The 25,610-nt window shown below is 63.1% G+C and carries 19 protein-coding genes and 1 pseudogene; 2 read left to right on the forward strand and 18 right to left on the reverse strand.

The annotated features are described in order from the left end of the window. Nucleotides 1-27: 27 nt before the first annotated feature. From NCS28_RS22635 to NCS28_RS22690, 12 genes and pseudogenes are all read right to left on the reverse strand, one after another. Nucleotides 28-2,352 (reverse strand): DUF3141 domain-containing protein, encoded by a 2,325-nt coding sequence (locus NCS28_RS22635; protein ID WP_250516013.1) that lies wholly within the window; start codon nt 2,350-2,352, stop codon nt 28-30. 261 nt (nt 2,353-2,613) lie between these two features. Then, the gene (ppk2, locus tag NCS28_RS22640; protein ID WP_250516014.1) at nt 2,614-3,444 is read right to left on the reverse strand and encodes a polyphosphate kinase 2; all 831 of its coding nucleotides are present in this window, start codon (nt 3,442-3,444) and stop codon (nt 2,614-2,616) included. Nucleotides 3,445-3,543: 99 nt separating this feature from the next. Continuing rightward, nucleotides 3,544-3,801: an RNA recognition motif domain-containing protein gene (locus NCS28_RS22645; protein ID WP_250516015.1), complete on the reverse strand. Its 258-nt coding sequence runs from the start codon at nt 3,799-3,801 to the stop codon at nt 3,544-3,546. Nucleotides 3,802-3,859: 58 nt separating this feature from the next. After that, the gene (locus NCS28_RS22650) at nt 3,860-4,072 is read right to left on the reverse strand and encodes a DUF2964 family protein (protein WP_250516016.1); all 213 of its coding nucleotides are present in this window, start codon (nt 4,070-4,072) and stop codon (nt 3,860-3,862) included. Nucleotides 4,073-4,193: 121 nt separating this feature from the next. Beyond that, nucleotides 4,194-4,706 (reverse strand): hypothetical protein, encoded by a 513-nt coding sequence (locus NCS28_RS22655; protein WP_250516017.1) that lies wholly within the window; start codon nt 4,704-4,706, stop codon nt 4,194-4,196. A gap of 34 nt (nt 4,707-4,740) precedes the next feature. After that, a complete protein-coding gene (locus NCS28_RS22660) occupies nt 4,741-5,214 on the reverse strand; it encodes a glycine zipper family protein (protein ID WP_250516018.1) in 474 nt (157 codons plus the stop codon). A 44-nt stretch (nt 5,215-5,258) separates the two neighbouring features. Continuing rightward, nucleotides 5,259-6,254, reverse strand: coding sequence for a 2-hydroxyacid dehydrogenase (locus NCS28_RS22665; protein WP_250516019.1), 996 nt, complete (start codon nt 6,252-6,254; stop codon nt 5,259-5,261). A gap of 41 nt (nt 6,255-6,295) precedes the next feature. Next, entirely contained in the window at nt 6,296-7,885 is a 1,590-nt protein-coding gene (locus tag NCS28_RS22670; RefSeq protein ID WP_250516020.1) for an aspartate:alanine exchanger family transporter, read from the reverse strand. 87 nt (nt 7,886-7,972) lie between these two features. After that, nucleotides 7,973-10,066, reverse strand: a complete 2,094-nt coding sequence (glgX, locus tag NCS28_RS22675) for a glycogen debranching protein GlgX (RefSeq protein WP_250516021.1) — start codon at nt 10,064-10,066, stop codon at nt 7,973-7,975. Continuing rightward, nucleotides 10,053-12,566 (reverse strand): glycogen/starch/alpha-glucan phosphorylase, encoded by a 2,514-nt coding sequence (locus NCS28_RS22680; protein WP_250516022.1) that lies wholly within the window; start codon nt 12,564-12,566, stop codon nt 10,053-10,055. Before NCS28_RS22680 ends, glgX begins: the two co-directional genes overlap by 14 nt. A 128-nt stretch (nt 12,567-12,694) precedes the next feature. Beyond that, nucleotides 12,695-13,934: pseudogene (locus NCS28_RS22685) on the reverse strand (Zn-dependent hydrolase). 45 nt (nt 13,935-13,979) lie between these two features. After that, complete coding sequence (locus NCS28_RS22690; protein WP_250516023.1) at nt 13,980-14,927, reverse strand: GlxA family transcriptional regulator; 948 nt, start codon at nt 14,925-14,927, stop codon at nt 13,980-13,982. Between the two features lie 117 nt (nt 14,928-15,044). Between NCS28_RS22690 and NCS28_RS22695 the strand changes: the two genes are divergently transcribed. Both NCS28_RS22695 and NCS28_RS22700 read left to right on the forward strand, forming a co-directional pair. Further along, the gene (locus tag NCS28_RS22695; RefSeq protein ID WP_250516024.1) at nt 15,045-15,839 is read left to right on the forward strand and encodes an SDR family NAD(P)-dependent oxidoreductase; all 795 of its coding nucleotides are present in this window, start codon (nt 15,045-15,047) and stop codon (nt 15,837-15,839) included. A gap of 263 nt (nt 15,840-16,102) precedes the next feature. After that, complete coding sequence (locus NCS28_RS22700; protein WP_250516025.1) at nt 16,103-16,804, forward strand: methyltransferase, TIGR04325 family; 702 nt, start codon at nt 16,103-16,105, stop codon at nt 16,802-16,804. A gap of 149 nt (nt 16,805-16,953) precedes the next feature. Here NCS28_RS22700 and NCS28_RS22705 read toward each other — a convergent pair whose 3' ends face one another. The 6 genes from NCS28_RS22705 to NCS28_RS22730 form a co-directional block, all read right to left on the reverse strand. Then, on the reverse strand, nt 16,954-20,103 hold the full coding sequence (locus tag NCS28_RS22705; protein ID WP_250516026.1) for a hybrid sensor histidine kinase/response regulator: 3,150 nt from the start codon (nt 20,101-20,103) through the stop codon (nt 16,954-16,956). Between the two features lie 152 nt (nt 20,104-20,255). Continuing rightward, nucleotides 20,256-20,921 (reverse strand): response regulator, encoded by a 666-nt coding sequence (locus NCS28_RS22710; RefSeq protein ID WP_250516027.1) that lies wholly within the window; start codon nt 20,919-20,921, stop codon nt 20,256-20,258. A 221-nt stretch (nt 20,922-21,142) separates the two neighbouring features. Next, nucleotides 21,143-21,520 carry a hypothetical protein gene (locus NCS28_RS22715; RefSeq protein WP_250516028.1) on the reverse strand — a complete coding sequence of 126 codons (378 nt, stop codon included), beginning with the start codon at nt 21,518-21,520 and terminating at the stop codon, nt 21,143-21,145. Nucleotides 21,521-21,917: 397 nt separating this feature from the next. After that, nucleotides 21,918-22,202, reverse strand: coding sequence for a hypothetical protein (locus NCS28_RS22720; protein ID WP_250516029.1), 285 nt, complete (start codon nt 22,200-22,202; stop codon nt 21,918-21,920). Then, nucleotides 22,199-23,965 carry a methyltransferase domain-containing protein gene (locus NCS28_RS22725; RefSeq protein ID WP_250516030.1) on the reverse strand — a complete coding sequence of 589 codons (1,767 nt, stop codon included), beginning with the start codon at nt 23,963-23,965 and terminating at the stop codon, nt 22,199-22,201. Before NCS28_RS22725 ends, NCS28_RS22720 begins: the two co-directional genes overlap by 4 nt. A 28-nt stretch (nt 23,966-23,993) precedes the next feature. Then, a complete protein-coding gene (locus NCS28_RS22730) occupies nt 23,994-25,598 on the reverse strand; it encodes a ShlB/FhaC/HecB family hemolysin secretion/activation protein (protein ID WP_250516032.1) in 1,605 nt (534 codons plus the stop codon). Between the last annotated feature and the right edge of the window lie 12 nt (nt 25,599-25,610).

The raw sequence follows: 25,610 nt of genomic DNA on the forward strand, positions 1-25,610 counted from the left end.
GTGAACGTGAGATGCGCCGCCGATGCCTCAATGCGCGGGCGCTGAACGTCTTGTCGCGCGCGCCGCCTTGACGGGCAGCGCCGCACGAATGCGCGCGAGCATGTCCTGCTGCGCGGCCGTCGGCTCGAAACCTTGCATGCGGCTGTCCGCGTGCAGCTTGTCGAAGAGCGTGATGAGCTTCTTGCGATCGTCGTTATCGTCGAGCAGAACGGGCAAGGTCAAGAGCGCCTGCTCCGGCTCGTAACGCACGATGATTTCCTGCTCGCCGCGAATGCGCCGCCATTCGTCGCGCGGCATCTGCGGCAGGTAATCCGCGTAGTCGGCCGCGAGCGCCTGACGCAACACCATGCGCGCGAGCGGCAATGGTTCGTCGTGGCGCATCAGCAGACACGCGACGCGCGCGACGGCCTCCGCATATCCGCCCCGCCCGGCCGACGCGAGCGCGTCCTGCACGAAAGGCAGATCGCGCGGATCGGCGACATGCTCGCGCGCCTCGTGCCGTTGCGCGTGTTGTTGCGCGTGATGCACCGAGAACAGGTTGCCGTAGACGGAGAAGAACATCGCTTCGGTCGTCGCGTCACGCATCGCGCGATAGAAGTCGAGACTCGCGCTGATCATGTCGGAACCGCAATGCTCCGCGCGGCGCAGCACGTCGCGTTCGGAGTCGGGCTGACGCGCGGCCTTCACCGCATTCGCCGCGGGGCCGAGCCATGCGAGCCACGGGTTGTAGTCGGAGAACATCCAGCGTTGCGCGCGCAAGGGATGAAACGCGCGCAACATGCTCGCGGTGGTGTCGTTGGCCATCGCCTGCACGAAGGGCTGCGCGAACAACTCATACGCGCGCTGATTGAAGTCCGATACCTGTTTCACCGCTTCGAACGGCAGTTCGTCGACTCGTTCGAATCGATTGAAGCGTGCCGTCACATCTTCCAGACGGCGCTCGTGAAAGCTCACGTCGTACTCGATCTTGCCGCCATCGCCCTTTCGTTCCGCGATCTCCATGCCGTACAGACCCGGCGGAAACGATTCGATCGCTTCCAGCACCGATGCGATCTGCGTGTATTCCTTCTTCGCAACCTTGCCGCTCACGAAGATGCCGAGATGACCGATGCTTTTGTGCATCAGCCCGACGATCACCTGTCCGCGCGACTTGATCTCGTCCGTGCTGCCGTAGATGTCCGCGACCCAGTTGAACGCCTGTTGCGGCGGCGTGATGTTGTCGCCCATCGACGCGAAGAGAATGATCGGCGACTTGATCGCGCGCAGATCGAAGGACGTGCCCGACACGCCGCGCGTTTCACCTGACCACAACGTATTACCGACGAAAAGATTGCGCGTGATCCATTCGATCTCTTCGCGGTTCATGAGGTAATAGCCGCCCCACCAGCGTTCGAAGTCGAGAAAGCGCGCAGGCTCGGTGTCGATGTTGTCGAGCAGGTTGTAGTACTTGTCCCAGAAGCTGTTCGCGGGATTGAGGTTTTCGAAGTTCTCGACGAGATATGCGCCGTCGAATTTGCCGTTGCCGAGGTCCGCCGTCAGCGACGCGAGCCAGGTGCCGCCCAGCATGCCGCCCGAATAGCGCATCGGGTTGTCGCCCTCGCCTTCGCTCCAAGCGCCGCTCCAGTACGACATCGGCGCGCCGTTGATGACGAGCGGTCCGGTGTCGTCGGGCTGCGAGCTCGCGAGCATCATCGCGGCCCAGCCGCCCTGGCAGTTGCCGACGATCGCGGGCTTCGCGCTGTCCGGATGCAGCTCGCGCACGTGCCTGACGAACTGCTGCTCCGCCGCGCATACGTCGAGCAGCGTCTGGCCGGGTTGCGGATCGCGGAAGAACGTGACGAAGTACACCGGATGACCCGCGCGCAACGCGACGCCCACTTGCGAATCGTCCTTGAATCCGCCGATGCCGGGACCGTGCCCCGCGCGCGGATCGATGATGAGATACGGACGCTTCAATGGATCGATGGTCAAGCCCTCGGGCGGCACGATGCGCAGCAGCGCATAGTTCACGGGCCGCGCGAAGGTGCGGCCGTCGAGCAGCATTTCATGCGCGAAGTGCAGCACCGGTTCGAAACCGCGCTTCGTCTGCTCGATGAAGTTGTTGCCGCGCTGACGCAGGGTGTCCCAGAAGAGAATCGAGCGCTGCATGAGATCGAGCGCATAGCCGTAGCCGTTGAACTGGCCGGGGCCATCGCCGAAACGATCCGCGGCGCCGTTGCCGAAAAGACGCATGCCCGCATCGCGTGCGCGCTCGCTGAATTGATGCTGCGCCCGTTGCGCGCGCTGCTGGAACACGCGGGCGACCTTGTCCGCGATTTCCTGGCTTCGCGCCAGTTGACCTGCATACGGCATGACGAGACCTCCGCGAAGAGAACGTGCAAGGGATGACGAACTCGTGGACCGATGACCTGAATACCATCAATAAAATATATGCGCAATGTGCGACAGGGAAGTGGCAAAAGAGGCAACTAACGTCGCGGGACGGTGTCGCCATCGAGCGAAACAATCTCCCGATACTTCGTCACGACATGTTCGAGGTCGTGGAACATGCGGGGTTCGCCGAGCACTGGGCGCGCGCGTCGGCATGTCGATATCCGCGCGCCGGTATCGCGCTCAGAAGCGCTCGGACACGTAGCGCAGCGGACGGTCGCTCTCGCGATAGCCCTCCGGCTTCTGGCGCTTGGGCAGCTTGACCTTTTCTCTCTGCACGGCGGTGTACGGAATGTTCGCCAGCAAATGGCTGATGAGGTTCAGGCGCGCGCGGCGCTTGTCGTCGGAACGCACCACATACCACGGCGCGAGATCGGTGTCGGTCGCTTCGAACATATCGTCGCGGGCGCGCGAATAGTCGTACCAGCGGCTGTACGAGCGTAGGTCCATCGGCGAGAGCTTCCAGATCTTGCGCTCATCGTGGATGCGCTCTTCGAGACGCCGCGTCTGCTCTTCCTGGCCGACTTCGAGCCAGTATTTGAGCAGGATGATGCCCGAATCGATGATCGCGCGCTCCACGAGCGGCACGCCTTTCAGGAAGGTTGCCGCCTGCTCTTCGGTGCAGAAGCCCATCACGCGCTCGACGCCCGCACGGTTGTACCAGCTCCGGTCGAAGAGCGTGATTTCGCCCGCCGCGGGCAAATGCGGAAGATAACGCTGCACGTACATCTGCGTCTTCTCGCGCTCCGTGGGCGCGGGCAGCGCGACCACGCGGAAGATGCGCGGGCTCACGCGCTCGGTGATCGCCTTGATCGTGCCGCCCTTGCCCGCGCCGTCGCGCCCTTCGAACACGACGCAGATCTTCGCGCCCGTATGAACGGCCCATTCCTGCAGCTTGACGAGTTCGACATGCAGGCGCGCAAGCTCCTTCTCGTACTGCTTGCGGCTCAGGCGCTCATGCACGCCCGCGCCTTCGCGCACGCCCCTGTCGCCGACAGCCTTGTCTTCTTTCATCGCTGTCCCCCATGTGGTTCGATGCAACCCGTCGCCCGCGCCGAAGCCGCCGTCGCGACGAAGCGCTCGGCACGAGGTCGCGAAAGCGTCACGACACGGTCAGGTTTCGTTGCGCTCGGGCACGACCTGCACCATGAGCGTGCGATTTTTCCAGAACATGTTGTGGATGCGCGGCTGAAACGTGCGCAGCACGTGCGGCTCGACCTTGTCGAAGCTCACGACCGCCGCCGGATGCTCGCCGGTGCCCGGCACGCGCTGAATCGAATCGTACGGAGGAAAGCCGTAATTGCAGAGAAACTGCCGGATTTCCTCGTCGGTCGTGGACTCGTCTACATTGCCTATCCAGAGATCACCCATTGCGAATTTCTCCGTTGAGTTCTGCGGTGATTCTATAGCCTAGTACACGAACGGCCGGTCAGGTCGAACCATCGCGCTTTCCCGACCTGCGTTGCGCGAGCGGGTTCAGCGCGACGACGAAAATCACGATGCCGATGCCGAGCGCCCACATGCCGTAGCGGAATTCCGGCTGCTTGTCGTACAGCAGGCCTTCGATCGTGAAGTAAAGGCCGGCGAGCCAGATGAAAACGCCGATCGAGGCAACCACCATGCGCGGCTCGTTGAGTCTCATCGGTCTCTCCTGATGCGTTGCCCGGGAATAGATCCAGTTTAGGAAATCCTGGGCCGCCGTGTCGCGTCGTCATCGCGCGCACGCGCAAGATGGTGCGGTACGTTGCTCCCAGCGAACCGCGTCAGAGCACGTTGCGCTGGCTGGGATCGTACCTCGGGTCCGGCTGCTTCTGCGTTTGCCTGAGCACGCCTTGTGGATCGAAGTAGAAATTGAAGATCATGTGGTCGATGTTGTTCTCGAGATACCGATACGACCACACCTCGCGATCCATCCGCCTGAAATACGCCGTCTCGAACGGACGGCCGAACGCGACCAGCACGTCGTTGCGCGTCCACATATTGACTTCGGCCTTGTAGAACTCGTTTTCCTGAAGCACTTGCCGAACACCGACCGTGTTGCCCGACGCATCGAGATCGACGGCCGTGGTGGTCGATCCCATCGGCTGCGTGGGCCACATGAGACGCTTGCCGCCGTTGGGCAGATCGTAGGTTTCCTTCGGCGGCCCGAGCTTCGCGACGATCGCCTGCTGATCCATGCCGGGTTGCACGCGCTGCTCGGGCTGTGCGCAACCGGCGAGCGCGAACGCGACGGCGCACGAGACATGCGTCAACGCAAATGCGAAGCGTCGGTTCATGAGTCTTTTCCGCGTTTTCTCGTCTGCACCGACGCTACTGGATCGAATAACCGCGTCCCTGCATGCACGCCGCCCACGCGCGATAGTACGTCGACATCGCGCCCTGGCTCTGGGCTTGCGCATTCGCCTGCTGCGCGCGCTTCTCCTGCCGCGCACGCGCGCCGCCCGCCATCGTGCCCGTCACGGCGCCGATGGCCGCGCCCTTGCCGGCATCGCCCGCAATCGCGCCGATCGCCGCGCCTCCGGCCGCGCCCCGCGCCGCGCCGCCCACCCGCTGGCCGCCGCCCACAGCCGGTCCGCCTTGCGGTGGCGGCGCCGCCGATGCGGTCGCCGGGTCGATGCCCGTGTTGCTCTTCGCCCAGCTATAGCACGCGCCGTCGTCGCTTTGCTGTTGCTGCGCGCTCTGACCTTTGGACGGATACGCGATCGGCTTGCTCTGCGCGATGGCATCGAGCGCCATCACGGCGATCACGATGGCGCTGCCCGCACGCAATCTGTTTGCATTCATGGCGACTCCTGATTTAAGTTCGAGAGTTCAATCGACACTCGCCGCTACTTGACCTTCACCTCGTTTTCCAGAGGCTGGTTCTTCTCGAACGCGGTGATGCTTTGCAGCGTGGTCTCGCAGATCGTCGTCAATGCTTCGCGGGTCAGATAAGCCTGATGCCCTGTCACGATGACATTCGGAAACGAGACGAGCCGCTGGAAAATATCGTCGGTGATGATTTCGCTCGACAGATCGCGGAAGAAAAGATCCGCCTCCTGTTCATAGACATCGATCGCGAGACCGCCGAGCTGGCCGGTCTTCAGCGCTTCGATAACGGCCTCCGTGTCGATCAGCGCACCGCGGCTCGTGTTGACGAGCAGCGCGCCGTGCTTCGCGCGCTTGAGCGACTCCGCATTGATGATGTGATGCGTCTGCGGCGTCAGCGGACAGAACAGCGCGACAATGTCCGCGCGCTCGCCGATCTCGCCGGGCGTCGCATAGTGCAGCCCTAGCGCCTCGAATTCCTTCGACGGATACGGATCGTAGCCGATCACGTGGCAGCCGAAACCCTGCATGATCCTCGCGAACACGCAGCCGATCTTGCCCGTGCCCACGACAGCCACTGTCTTGCCGCACAGATCGAAGCCGATGAGCCCGTCGAGCGAAAAATTAGAATCGCGCGTGCGGTTATACGCGCGATGCACCTTGCGATTGATCGCGAGTAGCAGCGCGACCGCGTGCTCCGCCACCGAGTTCGGCGAATAGTTGACGACGCGAACCACCTTGACGCCGAGCTTCGCGGCGGCCGCGAGGTCGACGTTATTGAAGCCCGTGCAACGCAGCGCGACCAGACGCGTACCGCCCTTGTGCAACGCTTCGAGCACTTCGGCATCCGCCTTGTCGTTGACGAAGATGCAGACGGCGCCGTAGCCCGCCGCAAGCTCGACCGTGTCCATGTCGAGCGACATGTCGTGGTACCTGATCTTATGCTTCTCGACCTTGTTGGCTTCGTCGAGATACAGGCGCTCGTAGGGCGTCGAGCTGTAGATCGCCACTTCCATGATGTGCTCCTCAAGAGTTTGATGGCATGGTGAGGCAAGGCCTAACCCGCGGCAAGCGATATGGCGATCTGCACGAAAAGCACTTTGACGATGGTCATCGACGGAAAGATCATCGCGTACATGATGTCGGGCTGATCCGTCGGCGCGATGCGATTGGCGAATGCGAGGATCGCCGGATTGCCGGTCGCGCCGCAGATCACGCCGACCGACGTATCGAACGGCAGCCTGAAGATCCACAGGCAGAACACCGCCGTGACGCTCACGAGAACCAGCAGCGTGATCGCGCCGTAGAGCAGCAGAATCGGCCCGGCCGTGGCCACGGTCGCGACGAACTTCGGCCCGCAGGAAATGCCCACTTGCGCGAGGAAGATCGTGAGGCCGAGGTTGCGCAAGACGAGATTCGCCGACAGCGGCATCACCCAGACGAAGGGCCCGTTGCGCCGCAGCTTGCCGAGACACAGCGCGACCAGCAGCAACGCGGCGAGCCCCAGGCTGAACGCGCCGAGACCGGGCACCGGCAGCGGAATCGCACCGACGAGCAAGCCCACCGCCGCGCCGATGCCGAGGCAGATGAAGCTCAGATCGGCGGTGCCCTTGATCGAATCGCCGAAGAACGTGCGCATCGTCGCCTGATGCGCGCGATTGACGAGCAGGCCTACGCGGTCGCCCGCTTCGAGGATCAGATCGGGCGTCGAGAGCATGTCGGCGTCGCCTCGGCGCACGTGTGCGATCGCGCAGTTCACGCCGTCGGGAAAGCGAATGTCGCCGAGCGCCATGCCGACGACCGCCGGATTCGACGCGAACACGCGCATATAGTCGAGGTCTTCGCGATGACTCGCCATGCGTCCCGGCTGCAATTCGCCGCATAGCGCAGCGGCTTCGTCGAGCAGGCGCCGGTCGGTGGCGGTGGCGAGGAGCACATCGTCGGCGCGCAGCGTGAAATCGGCCGTGGGCAACTGATTGTGATGCGCGCGACGCACCGCGGCGATCACGACACCCGAAGGCAGACGGCTCGAAAGCTCCGATAGCTTCAGGCCGACGAGATTCGCGTTCCGCACCGCGATCTCCGCCGTTTCGATCAGCTTCGCGGGCGGCTTCTGAATCTTCACCTTCATCAACACGTTGAGCAGATAGATGAACAGGATCGGACCGGCGACGCCGAACGGATACGTGATGCTGTAGGCCACGGCGGCGTCGTTGCTTTTCATGGATGCAATGGCGACCTGCAAGCTCGCCGTGCTGGTGCCGCTGCCGGCGAACATGCCGAGCGCATCGGCGAGCTTGATGCCGAAGTGAATGAAGCCGCACGAGACGAGGCCCGCGACGATCACGCCGATACATGCGGCCGCGTTCGCCTTCGCGCCGTCGCGGCTCGTGAGGCCGCGAAAGAACTGCGCGCCGTATTGAATGCCGATGCCGTAGAGAAATAGCAGCAGCCCGAGCGTGCCGAGCAACGGCGGCGGCGCCGACTTGGGCGCGAATGCACCGACCGCGAGCCCGACGAACAGCACCGCGCCCGAACCCAGCGCCACGCCCTTGATATTGATCTCGCCGATCAGGTAACCCAGCGCAATCGTGAGAAAGAGCGCGAACAGCGACTGATTTTCGAGGAAGGTCCTGACTGCATCCATGCCGCCTCCTGTGGGTAGACAAAGCAACTCAGCAGTACACGAACATTAAAGGCGCTTTGCGCCGCGCAGTCCAGCATCACCTTGCATTCAACGCGATTCGAACACGACGACGCTGCGCCCGGCCACACGGCATGCGCCGCGTTCGATCGACGCCGTTTCGCCATTCGGAACAATGTCGCGCGGCGATTCGGCCGCCGTATCTACGACACGCCGCCAGCTTCGATCGTCGATGACGGGCAACGCGACGTCGCGCATGTCATCGCTCATGTTGAAGACGATATGCAGCATCGGCTCGCCCGCCGCTCGCCCCGCGAGCGTGAACGCGACGAAGCGCGCGCCGGGATCGTGCCACGCGGGCGCATCCAGCCGTTCACCGTGCCATGCGATATCGGGGTGTGTCTGCCCGTTCGCGGCTTGCCCTGTCAGAAAACGCCGGCGCCGCAGGCTCGCGTGACGCTTGCGCAGCGCGATCATCTCGCGCACGAAGCGCAGCATGTCGCGTGCGTCGTCGGAGAGTCGCCAGTCGATCCACGAGAGCGCGTTGTCCTGGCAGAACGCGTTGTTGTTGCCGCGCTGGCTGCGCAGGATTTCGTCGCCCGCGAGCAGCATCGGCACGCCCTGGCTCAGGAGCAGGATCGCGATGAAGTTGCGCGCCTGTCGAAGGCGCAGGCCGACGATCGCCGGATCGTTCGTCTCGCCTTCCGCGCCGCAATTCCACGACAGATTGTCGTTGCTGCCGTCGCGGTTGTCTTCGCCGTTCGCTTCGTTGTGCTTCGCCTCGTAGCTGACGAGATCGTTGAGCGTGAAGCCGTCGTGACAGGTCACGAAGTTGATGCTGTTGGCGGGTAGCCTGCCATCGTTCTGATAAAGGTCCGCGCTGCCCGCGATGCACGTACACACATCGCCGACGATGCCCGGATCGCCGCGCACGAAACGCCGGATCACGTCGCGATAGCGTCCGTTCCACTCGGCCCACGTCATGCCCGGAAACGAGCCGACGTGATAGAGGCCGCCCGCGTCCCATGCTTCGGCGATCAAGGGCACGCGCGCGAGTATCGGCGACGCTTCCATCGCCCACGGCAAGGGCGGCGTGCGCAACAGCTCGCCGTGCTCGCCGCGCACGAAGACACTTGCAAGATCGAAGCGGAATCCGTCGACGTCGAGTTCGCGCACCCAGTATTCGAGGCAGCGCATGATGAACGCCGACACCAGCGGATGATTGCAATTGAGCGTATTGCCGCAGCCGGTGTAATCGCGATAATGCCGCGCATCGTTCGCATCGATCTGATAGAAAGCCTCGTTGGCGAAGACCTTGAAATGAATCACCGGCCCGTTCTTGCCCGCCTCCGACGTGTGATTGAACACGACATCGAGCAACACGCGAATGCCTGCCGCGTGCAATGCATCGACGAATTCGCGGAATTCCTGCGGCGCACGCGCGGGCTCCACGCAATAGCGCGGATGCGGGCTATAAAAGCTATGCGTGCTGTAACCCCAGTAGTTACACAAACCACGGGCCGCGGCGAAGGCGGGAATGTCCTGTTCGTCGAAGGCCATCACCGGCAGCAGTTCGACGTGCGTCACGCCAAGCGCCTTCAAATAGGGGATTTTCTCGGTGAGACCCGCGAACGTGCCGGGATGGCGCACGCCGCTCGACGCATGCCGCGTGAAGCCGCCGACGTGCAACTCGTAGATGATCGCGTCGTCGAGTGTGCGGATTTCGATGTCGTCGTCGGTCCGGTCGAGCGGCGCGGTGACGATGCCCCTGAGCGATGCGTGCCCGGCCGCGTGTGCATCGGCGCAATGCTGACGATGATAGAAACGGTCGCTCACGCCGCGCGCGTGCGGATCGAGCAGTTCCTTGCGGCTCGCGGCTTCGTCGCTCATCTGCGGCACGCCGAGCGGACCATATGCGCGCCACGTATAGCAGCAGCGCAACGGAAGATCCTCGACGAACACATGCCAGAAGAAATACGTGCGGTGCGCTTCGCTCGTCAGCGCGACGACCTGAAACGGCTCGGCGCTGTCTTCCGATGCGTACAGCAGCAGTTCGACGCGCGTCGCACGCCGGCAAAACGCGCAGAAGTTGACGCCGCCCGGCACGACCGTCGCGCCGAGCGGAAAGCGCGAGCCGGGCTGCGTGCGATAGCTTCCATGCGCATGCGCTTCAGGTCCGAGCAAGGTCGATCCTCACAGGATGCGTCTTCCAGATGCGCTCGCAATATTCGCGTATCGCGCGATCCGACGAGAACTTGCCCGAGCGCGCCGAGTTCATGATCGACATGCGCGTCCATTGCCGCGCATCGCGCCATGCTTCGCTCACGCGGTCCTGACACGCGACGTAATCGGCGAAATCGGCGAGCACGAGGAACGGATCGTGATGCAGCAGGTTATCGACGAGCGGGCGAAACATCTCCTTGTCGCCGCGCGAGAAGCGGCCTTGGGCGATCTGATCGAGCACATCGCGCAGGTCGTCGTTGCCCCGCGCGTAGTCCTCGGGACGATAGCCCGCGTGCTTCAATTCATCCACTTGTTGCGTGGTAAGGCCGAAGAGAAAGAAGTTCTCCGCGCCCGCTTCCTCGCGAATCTCGACGTTCGCGCCGTCCAGTGTGCCGATCGTCAGTGCGCCGTTGATCATGAACTTCATGTTGCCCGTGCCGGATGCTTCCTTGCCCGCCGTCGATATCTGCTCGGAAAGGTCGGCGGCGGGATAGATCCAGTGCCCGTTCTTCACGTTGAAGTCCGGATAGAAGACGACTTTTATGCGGCCTTTGATGGTTGCATCGTTGTTCACGACTTCGGCAATGCCGTTGATCAGGCGAATGATGAGCTTCGCCATCGCATAACCCGGCGCGGCCTTTCCGCCGAAGATGAAACAGCGCGACGCCGTATCCAGATTCGGATTGCGGCACAGCCGCCGATAAAGACTGATGATGTACAGCGCGTTCAGATGCTGACGCTTGTATTCGTGGATGCGTTTCACCTGGATGTCGAAGAGCGCGTTCGGGTCGACGTCGATGCCGGTCGTGTTCCTGATGCGCGCTGCGAGCGAGGTCTTGTTGTCGCGCCGGATAGCGCGCCACGCATCCTGGAAGGCGGCGTTGTCGGCGTGGGCCGCAAGCGCATCGAGACGTGCGAGATCGCTGCGCCAGCCGTCGCCGATGGTCTCGTCGAGCAGACGCGCGAGTCCCGCGTTGCTCAGCATCAGAAAGCGGCGCGGCGTGACGCCGTTCGTCACGTTAAGGAAATGCTCCGGGAACATCTCGGCGAAATCGCTCAGCACGGTTTGCTTCAACAGGTCCGAATGCAGCGCCGCCACGCCGTTGACCGCATGACTGCCGACCGTCGCCAGATTCGCCATGCGCACTTTCTTGTCGCCGGTTTCGTCGATGAGCGACATGCGTTTGACGCGCGCATCGTCGCCGGGATATGCGCGGCGCACATCATCGAGAAAGCGGCGATTGATTTCGTAGATGATTTCGAGCGGCCGCGGCAACAGGCTCTGAAAGAGCGGCAAGCCCCATGTTTCGAGCGCTTCGGGCAAGAGCGTGTGATTCGTATAGGCGAAGGTGCGCTGCGTGATGTCCCACGCCGCATCCCATGAAAGCAGACGACGGTCGATGAGCAGGCGCATCAGTTCGGCCACCGCGATGGACGGATGCGTATCGTTCAACTGCGCCGCGAAAAGCTCCGCGAAGCGATCGATCGACGTGCCTTTCAAATCCATCATGCGCAGCATGTCCTGGAGCGAGCACGAGACGAAGAAATACTGCTGCGCGAGACGCAGGCGCTTGCCGGCTTCGGGCTCGTCGTTCGGATAGAGCACTTTCGAGAGCGTCTCCGAGTAGACCTTTTCCTCGACGGCCTCGTAGTAATTGCCCGCGTTGAAGTCCTGAAAGTCGAAGGATTCGACCGCCTCGCTTTTCCATAAGCGCAGCATGTTGCACGTATCGACGCGATAACCTTGCATCGGCATATCGCATGCGACACCTTTCACTTGCCGCTGCGGAATCCAGCGCACGCGCAGACGGCCATCGGCATCCGTTTCGCTTTCCGTGTGACCACCGAACGAAACATATTGGCCGAGTTCGGGGCGCACGATCTCCCACGGGTTGCCCTTTTGCAGCCACTTGTCGGTGGTTTCCGCTTGCCAGCCGTCGCGAATCTCCTGATCGAAGATGCCGAACTCGTAGCGTATGCCATATCCTATCGCGGGAATTTGCAGCGTCGCGAGCGAATCCAGATAACACGCGGCCAAGCGTCCGAGGCCGCCATTGCCGAGTCCCGGCTCTTCTTCGAGAGCAAGCAATGCGTCGAGATCGTGGCCTAGCTCGTGCATCGCTTCGCGCGCTTCGGCTTCCATGTCGAGATTGAGCAGGTTATTGCCGAGTTGCGGGCCGATCAGGAATTCGGCCGAAAGATAGCAGGCGACCTTGATTTCTTTCCCGGCATAGGTCTTCGTCGAAGCAGCCCAGCGCGCTAGCATGCGGTCCCTCACGCTGTACGCGAGCGCCATGTACCAGTCTTGCTGCGTCGCGATGTCGGGATAGCGCCCCTGACGGCAGATGAGATTTCTCACGACGTCATGCTCAAACGCATAGCCGGGCACGTCGATCGCGGCGGCTTTCGCGTTCGCGATTGCATCGGTTGCATCGGTTGCGGAAACAGCGCTCATGGTCATCCCCCGTTCGGGTCATCACACTGAGCAAGGATATGTTAGGCGGCGGGGATTACAAGCGGCGCGCGTCCGTTACATCGACGCGTGTCAACGCGTCATTGTTGCCATTTGCGCAATCGATGCGATGCCGTTCATCGCGGAGAGCGGGCGGCCAGGTCGCGCACGATGTCAGCCGCCGCCCTCGCCGCCACTTCGCAACCCAGCACGATATGCGCCTCGGCCGTATCTTCGATGAAATCGTGACTGACGCCGCCGATGCTCGGCACGAATAGCATGCACGCGGGCATGTGATGCGCGATGACCTGCGCATCGTGTGACGCGCCGCTCGGCATGCGTTCCCACTGACCGGACGCGAGCGCTTCGGCCGCGCTCGCGAGATGCGTCTGCAACGCGGCGTCCATCGTCACGGGCTCTTCGGGCGGCTCGCTGTCCGTCATGGCGACGCTCGCACGGCCTTCGTCGTTGAAGTCGCGGATCAGCGCGGCGAGCGCGGCTTCCATCGCGTGCAAGCGCGCTGGCGTCGCGGAACTGCAGATAGAGGTCCGCCGCGCCCGGCACCACGCTGAAAGAGCCAGGATCGAGCTCGATGCGTCCGACCGTCCACACGGTATCGGCATCGGCGAGCTGACGGAACGCTTCATCCACGCGCGCGATGAACGCGACGAGCGCCGCGCCCGCGTCGCGGCGAATCGACATCGGCGTGGTGCCGGCGTGATTGCGCTGCCCCGTGAAATGCAGCTTCAATTCGCGTATGCCGACGATGGTCGTCACCACGCCGATCGACTTGCCGTTCGCCTCAAGCCGCCCGCCCTGCTCGATGTGCGGCTCCAGATACGCCTTGTGCCGCGTCTTGTCGATGCGCACGCGCGCGGCTTCGGCGAGTCCGGCCTGTTTCAGCGCATTGGCGAGCGGCACGCCTTCGCGATTGCGCGCGGAGCGCACGGCTTCATCGACGTTTTCGCCGACGAAACTGCGGCTGCCGAGAAAGCCCGAGAACGTGCCTTCTTCGTCGATCCACGATGCGATGTCCACCGCGAAATGGCGCGTCTCCTCGCATTCGGCGAGCGCGCGTGCGATTTCCAGGCCGTAGATCACGCCGAGCGCGCCGTCGAGCCAGCCGCCTGTGGGTTGCGTGTCGGTATGCGAGCCGATCAGGAGCGCGGGTCCCGCGTTGCGCGAGCGGCCGAACACGGTGCCGACGCCATCGATCGATGCGCTCAGGCCCGCGTCGTTCATACGGCCGGCGAGCCAGCGGCGCGCGGCCATATCGACCGGCGACAGCGACAGGCGCACGACGCCCGGCCCTGTCGCGCCGAACGTGCGCAGGTGTTTGAGGTCGCTCAGAAGGCGCTCGGGGTTGATCTTCAACACAGCTTGTCCTTGACGTTGACGTTGAGTGCTTGAAAAAGCCGAGTATCAATCCGACGCGCGCGCCTCGCGCCGCACTTCCTGCGGCGGCACGCCGAAGCCGCGCATGAACGCCTCGCGCATATGTCGACGGTCACGAAAGCCCGTTTCCTGGGCGATCGTTTCGAGCGGATGACGGCTCTTTTCGATCATCAGGCGGGCCGCTTCGAGTCGCAGTCCCTCGATGGCCTTCGCCGGCGATTGCCCCGTTTCCAGCGCGAACACGCGGCTGAACTGGCGCGGGCTCAGATGCGCCTCGCCCGCGAGTTCCTCGACCGTCAACGGCCGGTTCAGATTTTTGCGCGCATAGTTCAGCGCGTTCTGAATGCGATCCGACTTCGGCGCGAGATCCAGCATCTCCGAGTGCTGCGACTGGCCGCCCGCGCGCCGCTGATGCATCACGAGCTTGTGCGCGACGGAGCGCGCGATCTCCGCGCCGAGATCCTTCTCGACCATCGCGAGCGCGAGATCGAGCCCGGCCGTCATGCCCGCCGATGTCCAGATGGGACCATCGACGATGAAGATGCGGTCTTCCTCGACACGCACATCCGCAAAGCGCTGCTGCATCTCGCGCGCGTAGGCCCAGTGCGTGGTTGCGCGCCGGTTCGCGAGCAAGCCCGCCTCGGCCAGCACGAAGCCGCCCGTGCAGATGCCCGCGATGCGCCGCGCGCGCTTAGCCGACCGGCGCAGGAACGCGAGCACGTCGGCGGGCGCGGGCGTCGTGAGCGGCGCGTTGACGCCCGCTACGATCCACGTGTCGATCGCCGTGCGCGGGTTGATCCGCCGCGTGTCGATCTTCATGCCGAGCGAGGAGCGCACCTCGCCGCCCGTCGTCGAATGATTTTCGACGCTATAGAACGCTTCGCCCGCGGTGATGTTCGCATACTCGAACACCGATTGCGACGCGAGCGCCATCACCTGAAAGCCTTCGCTCAACAAATAGCCGACGCGATGCATGTCCGTTTGCTCGTCTCCATGTCCTGAATCCGTACCTTATACGTCATTTGCGCCACCGTCAAACCGGTCCAGAATTCCCTCACGCAATCATCAACTGTTCTTTCACGGAGCTGAATCATGACGCAGACTTACCTCGGCACGGCGCTCGTCACGGGCGCGTCTTCGGGCATCGGCGCGGTTTATGCGGAGCGGCTCGCGCGACGCGGCTACGACCTCGTTCTCGTCGCGCGCAATCGCGATCGCCTCGCGACGCTCGCCGGGCGCATCACGAACGAGACGCGCCGCAGCGTCGAGATTCTCGATGCCGATCTGAACGACCGTCACGCGCTCGCGGCTGTCGAAGCCAAATTGAAGGGCGATGCGAGCATCACGCTGCTCGTGAACAACGCGGGCATCGGCACGCATACGCCCTTGCTCGACAGCGACGTCGACGCCATGACACGCATGATCGATCTGAACGTGACCGCGCTCACGCGCCTCACTTACGCGGCGGTGCCGGGTTTCGTCGCGCGCGGCAAGGGCGCGGTCATCAATATCGCGTCGATCGTCAGCATTGCGCCGGAGATTCTGAACGGCGTGTATGGCGGCACCAAGGCGTTCGTGCTGGCGTTCAGCCAGTCGTTGCATCGTGAACTATCGGGCAAGGGCGTGCGCATTCAGGCCGTGTTGCCGGGCGCGACCGCCACCGACTTCTGGGAAACGGGCGGCCTGCCGATCGAGAATCTCGACAAGGCGATCGTCATGTCCGCGGGCGATCTGGTCGATGCGGCGCTCGTCGGCTTCGATCGTGGCGAGCTCGTGACGATTCCATCGCTGCATGATGGCGCGAAGTGGGAGGCGTTTGAAGCCGCGCGGCAGGCGATGGCGCCGGAGTTGTCGACGGACACGCCGGCTGCGCGGTACGCGGCGTAGCGCATTGCACGAATGTGAGGAGCCGCCCGAGCGAAGCTTCGTGTCCGTGCAGACGCCGGCAACTTCTGGCCATTTTCATGCTTTCTTCCGCCAGCGGTCACCCGGCGAAGTGCCTTTGACTAAACTGCCCGCAACCGCCATTGCTCGCAATGGACATGCGCGCGCGATCCCCGGCAGGGAAAGCCACACGGAATTTCGGTCATAGTCAAAGCTCACGGTGCGCGCGTCAGGCGCTCCACGAGCGGCCACGGGCCAGTTCGAACATGCCAACGCCAAGCCATCTTCTCTCGCCGACGTACTGGCTGTGTCGTCTGACGCCTGAGTTCATCGGACGCTACCCATCCTGGTCGGCCGCGCGCGCTGCTACGGAAGGTTATGATGCGCCGGACATACTTCAGGCCGTGCGTGCATCGGCTTTGAAGGTCAAACGCGGCGAGGCCAAGTTCGAGCGTGATTCGGTCTGCTTTGGGCACGAGGAATTTCGCTGGCCGCTACTCGGTTGCCTGCTCCATGCCGCGAACATGAAGCAGCGCAATCTTCATGTGGCCGATTTCGGGGGATCGCTCGGCAGTCTCTATTTCCAGCATGGAAAGTTTCTGCGACAGATCGAGGGCCTGCAATGGTCTAATGTCGAGCAGCGCGACTACGTTACGGCCGGACGCGAAGATTTCGAAGATGACACGCTGAAGTTCTACCCTACACTGGGATCGGCGGCGGTGAGAAATGCAATCGATCTCACGCTGTTCCCCGGGTCGCTCCAATATCTCGATGATCCGTTTGAATATATAGCGCAGGCGGCGGCGCTATCGGACTGCATCGTGATCGACCGTACTCCGTTCATCGACGAACCCGAGGATCGCATCACGCGTTCAGCGCGTCCCCGCGTCGATCTACAAAGCGTCCTATCCGCACCGCTTTTTCTCGGCGGAAAAGTTTGCGCGCTTCATGGCCAACGTCGGCTATGAACTGTCTTGCGAATGGGAAGGCTTCGATAACGCGAATATCGAGTGTCGATATGTGGGGCGCTTCTATCGAAAGAGTGGTTTATCCGCGCAACGCGCATCATGAAGGTATAGGAAGCCAGAAACCGTGCGTCGAGGGCTTCCTCGCCCCCCTACTTCTGATCCGCATTCACCACCGCACGCAATATCTCACGAAGCTCCACCAGATCACTACGAAGTTGCGTCGCATAGGTCCCGACATCGTCCACCCAGCGTTCCGACTCCCTCAGCATCGCGCGCAGCTCCTGGCACTCTTCATACATCATCGAGGGGCCGAGCACCGTCAGGCCGCCCGCGAGCTTGTGCGCCCAGCGGCGCAGTTCGCGCGCGTCCTCGTGCTTGCAAATGTCGTCGAGGTCGGCGATGTCTTCTTCGATCTGACCAAGAAAGTCCGACACGTAAGCCGCCGGAACCTCCGGGAAGCGCGGTGGCAGATACTCGTCTTCCTGTGGCTCGGTCGCGCCGTGCGCGTCGGTTTCATCCGCTGCATCCGCAAGACTCGGCCCGACCGTCTGCAGCACGCCGGCCAGCACCGCGAGGGGCACGGGCTTCGTCAGATAGTCGGTGAAGCCACGCGCGCGCCCGCGTTCGACATCCTGCGCGCTCGCGCTCGCGCTGATCGCATAGATGCGCATGGCCGGATCGAGCGCGCGTGCGGCGTCGAGCAATTCCGCGCCGGACATCTTCGGCATGTCCATGTCGGTCAACACGATATCCACGCGGTGCTTGCGCAGCAGATCGAGCGCCTCGTCGCCGTCGTGCGCATCCAGCACGGATGCCCCGAGCGTCAGAAGCTGATCGCGCAGCAGGCCGCAATTCAGACGGTTGTCTTCCGCGATCAGCACGATCGCCCCAGTCGTGCGCGCGGCCGGCACAAGCGGCGCGCCGCCGGCGACCGGGCGTGAAAACTCGTGCCGCCGCTCCCCGATGGCCGCGACCGCATCCCTGAATCCCTTGAGACTGAAGATGCTTACTTCGAGCATACCGTCGGCCCAATGCACGGGCACGAGCGGGCCGTTCTGCGTCATGCGGATAACCCCCGTCCGGTCTTTCCACACCGCCTGAATGTCCTGCTCGGTGAACTCGTCGGTCGTGATCAGATACTCGCAGCCCTCCGCGAGCGCCGCGTTCGGTTGAGCCATGTACGTGACGGTGGCCTTGTTCGGATCATAGAGATTCTCGAACCATTCGCGATACTCGCTCGCGCGGCACAGAACGGCCGCCTTGCCGTCGAGCAACGCGGCGTCGCCGCTTCCCGGCGATTCGTCGACAGCGAGCGGCAACGTCACCTGGATGCGGGTGCCCACGCCTTCGGTGCTGTCGAGCGAAATCTTCCCTTTCATCAGCTCGCACAGCCGCACGCAGATGGACAGGCCGAGCCCTGTTCCGCGCGCCTGCGTGAGGCGGTGCGCGTCGCCCTGCATGAACGGCTGAAAGAGCTTCTCGCGCTGCGCTTCCGGAATGCCGATACCCGAATCCGCGACGCTTAGCTCGAGCGCGCCGTTCAGCCATCGCGCGCGCACGACGATTTTTCCGGAGTACGTGAACTTGAGCGCGTTGCCGAGCAGGTTGTTCAGGATCTGCGACACGCGTATCGGATCGAAGAAGAGCTTCGCGGGACACGCGCGATCGATCACGACGAAGAGCCGCAAGCCCTGCCGCTTCGCGAGCGGCGCATGGGCGGCCATCACGTGTACGACGAGCTCGCGAATCGAGCCCCATTCCTCCGAGAGCCGCATTTCGCCGATGTCCATTTTCGAAAAATCGAGGACATCGTTCACGACTTTCAGGAGCGCGCCCGCCGATGCCTGCATCGCCTGCACGCGCGCCTCTTGCTCCGCGGCGAGCGGTCCCAGCGACACCAGTTCCAGATTGCCGACGAGCGACGACAGCGGCGTGCGAATCTCGTGGCTCATTGACGCGAAGAAGCTGAGCTTGGCTTTCGCGGTGGCGTCGCTGGTTTCCTTCGCATCGCGCAACAGGCGCTCGACTTCATAATGCTCGGTGATATCGGCGATCGCGCAGAACAGCACGTTGGCCTTGTTGACGACCGCCGGCGCGTACGACACCTTGAGATGCAGCGTGCCGCCTCCCGCTTTCTCGAGCGTGTACTGGACCTGGCGGATCATCGCCTCCTGACCCTCTTTCGCCGGCGCAATGCCGCTCGCCAGGAACGCCTCGCAGAGGCCGGCGGGCAACCGCGCCGGGGAGGCATCGGTCAGGTCGAACAGCGAACGCGCGACCTGATTGGCCGTGATGAGGCGGAAATCCTCATGCAATGCGATGCACAGGCCCACGGGCGTCGCATGCACGAGCAGATGGTTCAGTATTTCGCCCTCGACCGCCCGGCAGGCCTGCTCGTACGAACGGGTGAGGAAATGAGCATTCCAGTAGCGGTACATCGCGAGCAACATGGCGGTGAGCGACGCCGCGACGAGCAGCAGGATCGATAGTTGCACGCGCTTCGCGGCCACCGCGTCCCCGAGAGGAAGCGCGACGACAACGTGTCCGACGCCCATAGCAAGCGGGTCGAGTCTCGCGGCCCAGCCTCTGAGCAGCCAGTGATACACGCCCCTTGGCGCTTTCTCGAGCCGCGCGTTGGCATAGCGGAGATACGCTGTGTCTTCGCCGGCGAGCAAGCGATTCTCGCTATCGAAGATGGCTATCTGGGATGCCAGCAAATCCGACGTCCCGTCGCGCAGCGCCCGATTGAGGGTGACCCGTGTGAAGACCAGGCCGTAAGGCGCGTTGTCTCGCACCACCACCATGAACATGACGATGGTCAGCGTCGGAAAGCCGATCGACGGCGGTGCGACGAACCACATGGCGCGCCGCGTGTACGCGGCATCGAGCGGCGCGATGCCGTGCGAGCTCATGTAGAACTTCGCGGACGCCGCCAGCTCGGAGAGCCTTTGACGCGGCGCAACCTTGTCGTCGGTACCGGCGAAGAATCCAAAACCATACGACGCGGTCCCTTCGAAGTCCGCGAATTGCAGTATCAGCGTCGAGCTTTCCTCGGGGATCATCTGATGCGCCGCCTGGCACGCGGCGGCGAGCGCCTTGTCTTCCCGGTCGGGCGGATAGGCCGAGCATTGAGGCTGCTTGGGATTTGCCGGCTCGCCGCTCTTCGGTCCGGCCGCGCCCACATCCAGAAGCAAGGTGCCCGGCGTAAGCATGTTGTACCGGCTGAATATCGTGAGGTTCACGTTGCGCATCGCCGTCTGCGCGAGTTCTTCTTCGTTCTTCAATGCCGACGTCAACATGAAGAATCCGGTGACGCCCGCTCCGCAAAATACGGTGAAAATCAGCAGGCCCACCGCTACCGCAAAAATACGCTGCTCTCGCCTGAGGTTGCTTTCGAGCATCCGCAGCATATGCAGAGGAGAATTCTGCGATGCGGCGAAGAAGCGCTCCATCAGGCCAACCCTGTCCTCGCGGCATACTTGACGAGGTCGACGTGGTTCTCGACATGCAGCTTGCGCATGGCCGACCGTTTCTGGGTTGCGACCGTCGGCACCGAACGATTCAGCGTCCGTGCGATTTCAGTCACCGACAGCCCCTGTGCGAAGAGGCGCACGACTTCCAGCTCCCTTGGCGAAAGCGGCTGTTCGCGCGCGAGATCCTTGGTCGTCGAGCCTTCGCGCGCAAGGCGATGCTCGATCTTCGGCGACAGGATCGTTTCCTTCGTCGCGAGCGCGCGCAGACTGATCCGCGCAAGCTCGCTCGCGGGCTCCTCCTTGCTCACGATCGCCGCGACGCCAAGCTTGCACAGTTCATGAAACATGCCGCCGCTCGCCATCATCGTGAGCACGACGAGCGGGACATCGGGATGTGAGCGGCGCAGCCTGCTCACGAGCCGCAAGCCGTCGAGTTCGACTTCTTCGTCGCCTTGCATCACGAGATCGGTGATGACGAGATCCGCTGGCTCTTTATCGAGCTCGCGGATCAGCTCCGCGCCCGAGTTCACCGTCGCGGTGATGACGAAGCCGGGAAGCTTCGAGAACTGGTCGGAGACGGCCAGAAGAACGATCGGGTGATCATCGGCCAGCACCACGCGAACCGTGCCCGTATGTCCATTCATGGGCACACCGCTCGGGGCGCTCTGGACGCTTGAATCGGAAGTCGAAACGGACGCACCGCTCGACGCGATCGATGCAACAGACGACGAAACCAGTGCATCGACACGCCCTCCGACCCGGCTGGAATACCGTGAATTTATTTTAGGATACCGAGAATCGTAATCAAGGACCAGAGCCGGCGCTTGCGTGTGCGCATGCCCAGCCGGTGTCAGAGGGGAGTCGTTCATTTCGGGTTGTCGTCTTCGCAGTACGCTTTACAGGTCATACAGCCAAGGCGCAGGCGCCGGCCACTGCCGCGGCACAAGTTGCAGGTCGGCTTCGTGCCTTGCGATCGCGCGATGTTCGCTTCGGGTGCGTCGTCCGCTCGCTGCAATAGCATCGACTCGCTGCTTGCAACGACCAGCATGTACGTAATCACGATCATCGATCCGATCACGACGACCGCGATGAATATCATCATCATCCACTCCGACGTCTTCGGGCAGGCGGCAGCGAGGAACACGAACGACATCGCGCCGAACGCCGTAAGCAAGAGCGCCGATGCGCATCCTGCTTCACCGCGCTTTCGCAAGACGTGGCTGATCGAATCTGAAACGAACATAAGGCACCTGGCTAGGAATGCGGCGTGCGAGAGGCGAAGCGAGCGCCTTGCGAGTGTGCGATGTGCGATGCATTGCGCATCGTCACCGCGCACATGAGGCTTCGCTTGAATCGGATCACTGTAGTCAAACGCGACTGGCCGATATATCGAACAATGTCGATAACGTGCCCCTCGCGACCCGCGCGCTACGTCGTTGGGCGAACCGTTCTCACGATTAAAAAAGCCGCCTGTGCAAGGCGGCAAGATGTGTCGAAGAAAGGTCGGCGGCCCGGCAAGAGACAGCGCACGAGAGGTTCGATGCACCCGTACCTTTCCCGGACATCGCTGCTTACTTTCATTTTCATTGATGAAAGGCGCGGCAGATATAGATGGAATTCGATTCGCCGCAAACGCTCGCTCAGACGGACAGCGCGTCGAGCCACAGGTGCGTCATCACGCCGAGCGCGAGTCCCATCAGACGGCCCAGGAACATGGCATCGTCCCGATCGCACCCAGTCAGCGCGGGCCGCACGAACACGATGCACGTCGCCCCCGCGATGCCGATCAACGTGCGCTGCGGCGCCACACACGCGCTGCACGAATCCCGAAGAAGAGCGGCCAGCCCATACAGCACGCCCATCGCAAGCAGATAGTTGCAGACGAAACTAACGAATACCTGCCCGACACCCGCACGCCTGTTCATGCGCCCTCGCGCGATGCGTTCCCGGCCAGCATGAAGCGCAAGTGCCCACCGATGCGCGCAACCACTTCCGACCAATTGCAGCCGAAGCGCACGCGGAACAGACGCATCGTCGGATACCAGGGACTGTCTTCACGCATGTAGTGCCAGCGCCAGTCGCCGAAGGCCGGCAACATCAGCCATACCGGTTTGCCCATCGCGCCCGCGACGTGCGCCACCGACGTATCCACGGTCAGCACGAGATCGAGCGCCGCGATCGCGCTCGCCGTTTCCGCCATCGTGTTCAACTGCGCGCCCACGTCGTGGAAGTTATGACGCTGCGCTGCATACTGGGCCGCCTCGTCCGCACCCGCGCCCTTCTGCAAGCTGAAGAATTCGATGCCATCGACGGCGAAGAGATCGTTCAGCACGGCAAGCGACGGCAGCGAGCGGCTCGCATCGTTCTCATGCGTCGGATTGCCCTTGAAGACGATACCGACCTTCAGCTTCCCCGGCGCGACCTCGGGCAGCTTCGACGCGACCGCTTCCGGCGCTCTCAGATAAGGCACGGTGGAAGGCAGCGCATCGAGGTCGAGCGGCAATCGAGCGGGGATCGCGTGCGGGAACACCCAGTAATCGATTCCCGAGAGGTTCGCTGCGTGTTGCACGTCGAGGACATCATCGGCATCGTGCGAGGCCTCATACAGTTCGACGAGCGGCGTCTGGCACACGACCACCACGCGCCGCGCATCGCAACGCTCGCGCAGAATCCTCGCAAAGCGCAAGAAGAAGATCTCGTCGCCCAGGCCGAACTCGCTCCAGATGGCGATGGACTTGCCGCTCAACGATTCGCCCTTCCACTCGGGCACTTCGCGCGGCGGCTGCATGGCGGTGCGGCGCTTCCATCCCAGCGGGCCCATCAGCGTTTCTCGCAATGCGAAGCCCTCTTGCAGCTTGCCTCGCGCGATGAGATGCAACGCCTGATACAGACGCGGCAGATGTTCACCCGGCAAGCGCTCGACGCACTGCTGCCACATCGCATCGGCGAATTCGGGCGCATCCCAGCGCAGCAACGTCATCATCGCGCGATGGCAGATGTCGAAGCGATACGGATACAGGCGCACCGCTTCCTGCGCCGCGGCGATGGCGTCGTCTGCGCTGCGTGCGTGCTCCATCGTTTGCTTCAGCTCCTGCGGCGTCGGCACGGCACGCTTGCGCAGCACGATTTCGATGACGCATTCGGCATGACTGTCGGCGGTCTGATCGGCCTCGCGTCGGGCGCTATCGAAGTGATCGCGCACGAGCATGATACGTTCGCAATCGGCCACCGAGGACATCGCCTGCACCAGGTCCAGCACGTTCACCGATCGCGGCAGCGTCTTGCCGGCCTTGTGAATCGTGAAGCTCGCCTTGTGCGCGTCGTTGAAGCGGTTCGGCCAGACGCCCTTGCCATAAAGATCTTCGTCCGGCACCGTCACGATGACATGGCCGCCCGGCTTCACGAGTTCGAGCCATCGCGCGAGCGCCTTGTGTGGATTGTGCTGGCCGGCCAGCAGGTGGCTCGCGTGCAGGAAATCGAATGATGCTTCGTCGGCGCCGCCCATCGCCGAGAGATCGCCTTTCGTGGCAGGCCACGACGTCACGTTGCGCATGCGCGGAAAGACATGTGCGTGCGATGCGAGCGAATCATCGGCGGCGCAGATATCGATGCCATCGCCCGCAAAATAGTGCTGAATGAAGGCGGGTTCGCGCGAACGGCGCAGGCTTGCCTTGCTGGTTTCTTTCATGATGTTCTCACTTGACCTTGGGGTTCCATTAGTGACTCCACGTCACCGAGAGCCAGTACTGTGTCGGCTTCTTTCCAGGCTCGATCCACGAGGTCTCGGAGAAGCGATACGGTTTCGACACCGATGCCGACACCGTCGCGCCAATCGGCGTCAGCCAGTCGACACCTACGCCGTAGCCTGCAAGCACGCGGTTGTTCGTCACACCGTCCACGCCCGGATACGTGTTCTCCCAGCCATCCCAAGGCGAGTGGTTCACGCGTCCATAAGCGAAGTCGCTGAACACGCCCAGCTGAATCTGATGACCCGATGCAACAGGAATGCGTTGATAAAGACCCACGCTCGCCATGACGCCCTCATCGGCCGAACCTTCATCGGCACGATAGGCGCGCACGGCATCGGGACCGGCGAGGCCGAGCTTCTCGCTCGCGTCGAGATTGCGGCTCGCGAGCTGACCGGTGACGCGTCCCGAGACATACAGGTTGCCGCTCTTCGAAAGCGCGAACGTGCCGAAGTCCGTCGTGGTGAGCTTCGCGTAGTTGCCCGCGCGTTGCGTGATCGGATCCGATGGGTCATCGTTGCGTTGATGCCCGATCGTCAGCGCGATCTGCCCGGCCGCGAGATTGGTGCGCAGCGCCCGCGCGCGTTCGCCGTTATCGGCGCTCAGCGACAGTTGCAGCGAATCGAGCTTGCTGTGCGAGCTCGCGTTGTAGTCCCTCAAATCCGTCGAGGTCTGACTGTGCAGCAGCGATGCGCCGCCCCATACGTTCGCATCGAGCCCGCGTGCGAACGGATACTGCACGCCGGCTTGTCCGGTCGTCGCCACGCCCTTGATCGGCGTGCCCGCATTGATGAAGTACTGCTCACGCGTGATGCCGCCCGTCATGCGCAGACCGTCATCGAAGATCGGCGCGCTACCCGTGAGCGCGCCCGTCCACATCTTCTTGTCGGTGCCGGTGATGGTGAACGCGTAAGCATCGCCGGCGCTGAAGAGATTGTTCGCCGACGCCGTCACGCCCATGCGATACGTGCCCGTCGATTCGACGCCCTTGTTATCGAGGATCAGATCGACTTGAGCCGGCTTGCCCTTTTGCGCGATGTTGAACACGACATCGACTTCGCCGGTGCTCGCGCCGCGCGAGAAACGCGGCGCGCCATCGATCGCGACGCCAGGCACGTCCTGCAGCAATTGCGTCGCGCGTTCGAGCCGCGACGTGCGCAACAGGCACACGCCGTCCACGCCGTCGCTGCCGCACAATGCATGCGCGATGAGCCGTTGCAGTCGTGCATCCGCGACGCGCGATTTGTTGTTCACGACGATGTGGCGAATACGGCCCGCAAACACGGTGAATTGCGCACGGGCGCCCTTCTGTGCCGCGCGCCAGTCGGCATCGGTCATCAGCACTTGCGCGAGCGGAAAACCGAGCCGTCTAAAGGCGTGCAGGCGTCGCGCGCTGATGGTGCTCTTGCCGACACGAAAGAGCCGCGCCGTCTCGACGACGTTCATGCCGCACAGCATCAGCCCGGTCACTTCCATCTGCCATTTCGTGAGCGATGCGAAGCGCCGCAAATCCACCTCGGCGTTGAACTGCGTGAGCGCCGACATGGCCGCTGGCGAGCGATAGCGACGGCCCATCGCCAGTTCGCG

The sequence above is a fragment of the Caballeronia sp. INDeC2 genome (assembly GCF_023631325.1).
In the GTDB taxonomy this organism is placed as follows: domain Bacteria; phylum Pseudomonadota; class Gammaproteobacteria; order Burkholderiales; family Burkholderiaceae; genus Caballeronia.

Excerpts from the sequence above, each read along its gene's own strand:
- NCS28_RS22695 (WP_250516024.1), top strand. The coding sequence starts at position 15,045 with ATGACGCAGACTTACCTCGGCACGGCGCTCGTCACGGGCGCGTCTTCG.
- ppk2 (WP_250516014.1), bottom strand. The coding sequence starts at position 3,444 with ATGAAAGAAGACAAGGCTGTCGGCGACAGGGGCGTGCGCGAAGGCGCG.
- NCS28_RS22680 (WP_250516022.1), bottom strand. The coding sequence starts at position 12,566 with ATGACCATGAGCGCTGTTTCCGCAACCGATGCAACCGATGCAATCGCG.
- NCS28_RS22645 (WP_250516015.1), bottom strand. The coding sequence starts at position 3,801 with ATGGGTGATCTCTGGATAGGCAATGTAGACGAGTCCACGACCGACGAG.
- NCS28_RS22660 (WP_250516018.1), bottom strand. The coding sequence starts at position 5,214 with ATGAATGCAAACAGATTGCGTGCGGGCAGCGCCATCGTGATCGCCGTG.
- NCS28_RS22700 (WP_250516025.1), top strand. The coding sequence starts at position 16,103 with ATGCCAACGCCAAGCCATCTTCTCTCGCCGACGTACTGGCTGTGTCGT.
- NCS28_RS22710 (WP_250516027.1), bottom strand. The coding sequence starts at position 20,921 with ATGAATGGACATACGGGCACGGTTCGCGTGGTGCTGGCCGATGATCAC.
- NCS28_RS22720 (WP_250516029.1), bottom strand. The coding sequence starts at position 22,202 with ATGAACAGGCGTGCGGGTGTCGGGCAGGTATTCGTTAGTTTCGTCTGC.
- NCS28_RS22705 (WP_250516026.1), bottom strand. The coding sequence starts at position 20,103 with ATGTTGACGTCGGCATTGAAGAACGAAGAAGAACTCGCGCAGACGGCG.
- NCS28_RS22655 (WP_250516017.1), bottom strand. The coding sequence starts at position 4,706 with ATGAACCGACGCTTCGCATTTGCGTTGACGCATGTCTCGTGCGCCGTC.
- NCS28_RS22635 (WP_250516013.1), bottom strand. The coding sequence starts at position 2,352 with ATGCCGTATGCAGGTCAACTGGCGCGAAGCCAGGAAATCGCGGACAAG.
- NCS28_RS22715 (WP_250516028.1), bottom strand. The coding sequence starts at position 21,520 with ATGTTCGTTTCAGATTCGATCAGCCACGTCTTGCGAAAGCGCGGTGAA.
- NCS28_RS22730 (WP_250516032.1), bottom strand. The coding sequence starts at position 25,598 with ATGGGCCGTCGCTATCGCTCGCCAGCGGCCATGTCGGCGCTCACGCAG.
- NCS28_RS22690 (WP_250516023.1), bottom strand. The coding sequence starts at position 14,927 with ATGCATCGCGTCGGCTATTTGTTGAGCGAAGGCTTTCAGGTGATGGCG.
- NCS28_RS22670 (WP_250516020.1), bottom strand. The coding sequence starts at position 7,885 with ATGGATGCAGTCAGGACCTTCCTCGAAAATCAGTCGCTGTTCGCGCTC.
- NCS28_RS22725 (WP_250516030.1), bottom strand. The coding sequence starts at position 23,965 with ATGAAAGAAACCAGCAAGGCAAGCCTGCGCCGTTCGCGCGAACCCGCC.
- NCS28_RS22650 (WP_250516016.1), bottom strand. The coding sequence starts at position 4,072 with ATGAGACTCAACGAGCCGCGCATGGTGGTTGCCTCGATCGGCGTTTTC.
- NCS28_RS22665 (WP_250516019.1), bottom strand. The coding sequence starts at position 6,254 with ATGGAAGTGGCGATCTACAGCTCGACGCCCTACGAGCGCCTGTATCTC.